The organism is Kitasatospora sp. NPDC033851 (assembly GCF_055576085.1).
In genome coordinates this window covers 1-4452 of the sequence record NZ_JBVIRL010000085.1, presented here as the reverse complement: position 1 = coordinate 4452, position 4452 = coordinate 1, and the positions used below count along the sequence as shown (strand labels likewise).

At 68.0% G+C, this 4452-nt stretch carries 4 protein-coding genes; all 4 read left to right on the top strand.

Annotated features, from left to right (window positions below):
• Positions 1–188 precede the first annotated feature (188 nt).
• The 4 genes from istA to ACZ51D_RS43445 all read left to right on the top strand — a co-directional run bounded on the left by istA (position 189) and on the right by ACZ51D_RS43445 (position 3908).
• Positions 189–1859: an IS21 family transposase gene (istA, locus tag ACZ51D_RS43460; protein WP_465665833.1), complete on the top strand. Its 1671-nt coding sequence runs from the start codon at positions 189–191 to the stop codon at positions 1857–1859.
• A 68-nt stretch (positions 1860–1927) separates the two neighbouring features.
• Entirely contained in the window at positions 1928–2701 is a 774-nt protein-coding gene (gene istB, locus ACZ51D_RS43455) for an IS21-like element helper ATPase IstB (protein WP_280663888.1), read from the top strand.
• 50 nt (positions 2702–2751) lie between these two features.
• Positions 2752–3333 carry a hypothetical protein gene (locus tag ACZ51D_RS43450; protein ID WP_370149146.1) on the top strand — a complete coding sequence of 194 codons (582 nt, stop codon included), beginning with the start codon at positions 2752–2754 and terminating at the stop codon, positions 3331–3333.
• A complete protein-coding gene (locus tag ACZ51D_RS43445) occupies positions 3330–3908 on the top strand; it encodes a potassium channel family protein (protein WP_429216511.1) in 579 nt (192 codons plus the stop codon). The genes ACZ51D_RS43450 and ACZ51D_RS43445 overlap by 4 nt, the downstream gene beginning before the upstream one ends.
• Positions 3909–4452 lie beyond the last annotated feature (544 nt).

The following is a 4452-nucleotide window of genomic DNA, read 5'->3' as shown; positions in this document are numbered from 1 at the left end:
TGTTTTCACCGGGGTGAAGTAGAGCCACGGATTCGGTCTGTTGGGGAGCCAGTGGTTCTTCGGTGAGTTCGGGAGCCAGTAGGTGTGATGGTGTGGAACATGCCGCTTTCAGAGTAATCGTGAGGGCTTGGGCTGTTCGGCCGTCACGCTGTGCCTGTTGATCACGGTCCAGGTCAGGGAGACCGCTGGTGCACAGGTCACGTGAGTGGCTGTTCGAGAGGATCCGCCGGGCTCAGCGCGAGCAGGGGCTGTCGGGGCGGGAGCTCGCCGCGCGGTTCAAGGTGTCGCGGAACACGGTGAAGAGGGCGTTGGAGTCGCCGGTGCCGCCGAAACGCAAGTCGCCGCCGCCGCGCAAGAGCGTGTTGGAGCCGGTGAAGGGCTTCATCGACGCGATGCTGCGCGAGGACCTGGACGCGCCGTCGAAGCAGAAGCACACGGTCCCGCGGATCATCGAGCGGCTGGCCGCGGAGCACGACTTCGAGCTGGCCCGGAACACCACGGTCTGGGACTACGTCTCCAAGCGGCGCCCGCAGATCCGGGCGGAGGCCCTGGAGGGGCGCCGGCACCTGGACGGGATGGTGCCGCAGGCGAAGCGGCCGGGGGAGGAGGCGGAGGTCGACTTCGCGGACTTCTGGCTGGACCTGGCCGGGCAGCGGCGCAAGTGCGTGCTGTTCACGCTGCGGCTGTCCTACTCGGGCAAGGCGGTGCACCGGGTCTACGCGACGGCCTCGCAGGAGGCGTTCTTGGAAGGGCACCTGGAGGCGTTCACGGTGCTGGGCGGGGTGCCGTCAGTGCACATCCGCTACGACAACTTGAAGCCGGCCGTCAAGCAGGTGCTGTTCGGCCGCTCCAGGTTGGAGTCGGCGCGGTGGGCGTCGTTCAAGTCCTGGTACCAGTTCTCGGCGTTCTACTGCGCGCCGGGCGAGGACGGGGCCCACGAGAAGGGCGGGGTGGAGCACGAGGGCGGGAGGTTCCGCCGCAAGCACCTGGTCCCGCCGCCGGTGGTGGAGTCGCTGGCGGAGCTGAACGAGCGCCTGGCGGCGATCGACGTCGCCGAGGACGCCCGGCACATCCACGGCCGGCCGACTTCGATCGGGTTCGACTTCGAGGCCGATCGCGAGCGGCTTCGGCCGCTGCCGGCGGACGACTACGACTGCGGGATCGACCTGACGCCGGTGGTCGCACGCAACTCCCGGATCACGGTGCGGCAGTGCTACTACTCGGTGCCGGCGAAGTTCATCGGCGCGAAGGTGCGGGTCAAGCTGCGGGCGAACGAGTTGTGGGTGTTCGACGGGCGCAAGGTCGTCGCCCGCCACCCGCGGCTGACCAGGCGTTACACCTACCACGACTTCCTGGACCACTACCTGGAGATCCTGCTGGTCAAGCCGGGCGCGTTCGCCGGGGCCTCGGCACTCGCGCAGGCCCGGGCGGAGGGCGGCTTCACCAAGGTCCACGAGGCGTTCTGGGCGGCGGCGAAGAAGAAGGCCGGCGACCGCGAGGGCACCCGGATGCTGATCGAGGTGCTGCTGCTGCACCGCCAGCTGCCCGGTGAGGCGCTGGTCGCGGCGATGGAGACCTGCCTGCGGATCGGGTCGGTCTCCACCGACCTGGTCGCCATCGAGGCCCGCAAGGCGATGGAGGGCACCGACGCGGACGACGCCGAGCTGCTGGCCGACGCGGACGAGGTGGCCCAGGACGGTCCGGCGGCTGCCGACGGTGGGGCCCGGGTGATCTCCCTGCACGCGCGCCGCCTGCCGCCCGACCCGCGCCAGGGAATGCCCGACATGAGCAAGTACGACCGACTGCTGAGCCCGGTCGCCGGCCGCGACAGCCAGACCCAGAAAGGCCACGGCGCATGAGCCCGACCATCACCGTCACCGATCAGGACGACGAGCAGGACACCGACGGCAGGGTCCCCGGCCGCAGGATGTCGCTGCCGGGCGATCCGGAGGACATGCTCATCGACGAGGCATGCCGCGAGCTTCGCCTGCCGGCCTTCCGCGAGCGGTTCATCGACCTGGCCGCCGGCGCCCGCCGCGAGCAGGCCACCTACAAGCAGTTCCTGCTGGACATGCTGCAGGCCGAGCTGACCGACCGGGACCTCCGCCGCCAGCAGCGACTGCTCAGGTTGGCCCGCTTCCCGCGGCCCAAGCGGCTGGAGGACTTCGACTTCGCGAAGAACCCGAACGTCACCCCGGAGGTCGTCGCGGACCTGAAGTCCCCGACCTGGGTGCGCGAGGGTCGGCCGCTGGTGCTGATCGGCGACTCCGGCACCGGCAAGTCCCACCTGCTGATCGGCATCGGCACCGCGATCGCCGAGACCGGCCTGTCGGTGCGCTACACCACCACCAGCGCGCTGGTGAACGAGCTCGCCGAGGCCGACGCAAACCGCCGCCTGTCCTCCGTGATCGCCCGCTACAGCAAGATCGACCTTCTCTGCCTGGACGAGTTCGGCTACCTCAACCTGGACCGCAAGGGCGCGAAGCTGCTGTTCCAGATCTTCACCGAACGCGAGGAGCGCAAGGCCACCGCCGTCGCCACGAACTCACCCTTCACAGAATGGGACAAGACCTTCGGCGACGCCCGCCTCTGCGCGGCCATCGCCGACCGGATCACCTTCCGCTGCACCCTGATCCAGACCGGCACCGAGTCCTACCGCTACCAGGCCACCCAGGAATCCCTCTTCCCCTCCCCGAACTGACCCGCCTGTCCACGTACTCATCAAGTCACTCGGCTACGAAGGACGCACCTATGACGTCAGAGACCGCCTCGGTCGGGCAATCTGGGCAGGAATCGGTAGTTATCGCCAGCTTCGACAACCGCCACCGCGCCGAACACATGCTGGCGTCGCTCGGGCGAGGCTTCCGCAGGAAGGCCCGCAAGGGCCGCACGACAGCTGCAGTGGTCAGCGCAAACACCGACGGCTCGCTGAAGCTAACTCAGTCTCGTGTGCTGACGGCCAACGGCTTTGCGAGCGCCCTGCTCCGCATCTCCCTCTCCTGGACGGTCGGATTCATGGGTCTGTTCTCCACGCTGAAAGGGGCAAGGGTCGGGGCCCGCACCGCTGAAGTGCGGGAAGGACACGTCGGATCCACCGAGCACCAAGCCCACAGGATCCTCGCGGAAGCCGGCCCCCATGCCGCCATCACGCTGGTTCGCTGCGAGGACACAGACACCCGGCAGATGGTCGCCGCAGCAGCGGCCGAACGTGCGAAAGACAGCTGGGACGGCTCGCTCACGGAGTTCCTCGCCTCCCTCGACCCCGGTAGCGCTCACGATTGGGTGCGCGCCGCTGTCGGTGAGAAGTCCTCCAACACACACCGCGACCAGTGACTGACAGCGCCGGCCCCGGGCCGGACACCCGGCGGGAGGCCAAACCCTCGCACCGCATGATCGTGTGGGCTGCTCTGCGGATCGTGGGATCCGCCACCGCGCTGGTGACCTTGTACTTTCTGCTCCCCCTGAACCACTCCTCGACATGGCCCGCCGTCACGATGCTGGTCATCGGGCTGGTGGCATTCATCGGACTGGTCGCCTCTCAGGTCCGCTCGATCATCCGGTCACCGTTCCCGGGACTGCGGGCCGTCGAAGCCCTGGCCACCAGCGTTCCGTTGTTCTTACTGCTGTTCGCGAGCACATATGTCGTCATGGCCGCGATGTCGGCCGGCGACTTCGGCGGGTCGCTGACGCACACTGACGGGTTGTACTTCGCCGTAACGGTCTTCTCGACGGTCGGATTCGGCGACATCACGGCCAAAAGCGAGGCAGCTCGGCTCGTGGTCACCGGGCAGATGATCGCCGATCTCGTCGTCCTCGGCCTTGCGATCAAGATCATTATCGGCGCCGTCAGTCGCCACCGACAGCCGGGGGGAGCCTCAGGACAGGCCCCCGAGGGGATCTACCGCTAGGAGCACAGTCGCTGACGAGCAAGCGGCTCCGCGGGCCGCCGAACGATGACCGGTCGAGGTCGCCACACCAGTGCTTGTCGGGCCCTGACTGGCGCCTGCTTATTCGGAGGCATTCTGGGACGAGTGCGACCCGCGTCCGTGAAACGCCTTCGGCTCGCCGGTGGTCAGGCCGACGTCGGCGTGCCGTTCGATCACGGCGAGGCGGTTCTTCAGCCGTACGCCGACACACCACCAGCAGCACGAAGGGCTGGACTCACGGGTCCAGCCCTTCGGCACATCCAGAGGCGAGCCCCTGGCCGCGACTTGTCAGGGAGGCGACCCGGGCCCGCGATGACAAGCTACCGACGCTTCAGGCCCCGGTCCCTACGGACACTCCGCTCAGGCGCACCAGGTCACCCGATCAGTGGCTCCCGATCTCGTCGGAATGGCTCCCGAACTCGCCGAAGAACACCCGCCATGGTCGAGTACGTCTCCACCACGAACGGCCTAGACCTGGCTCCCGTTCACCCCGGAGCAGTGGCTCTCATATGACCCGACAAAATCA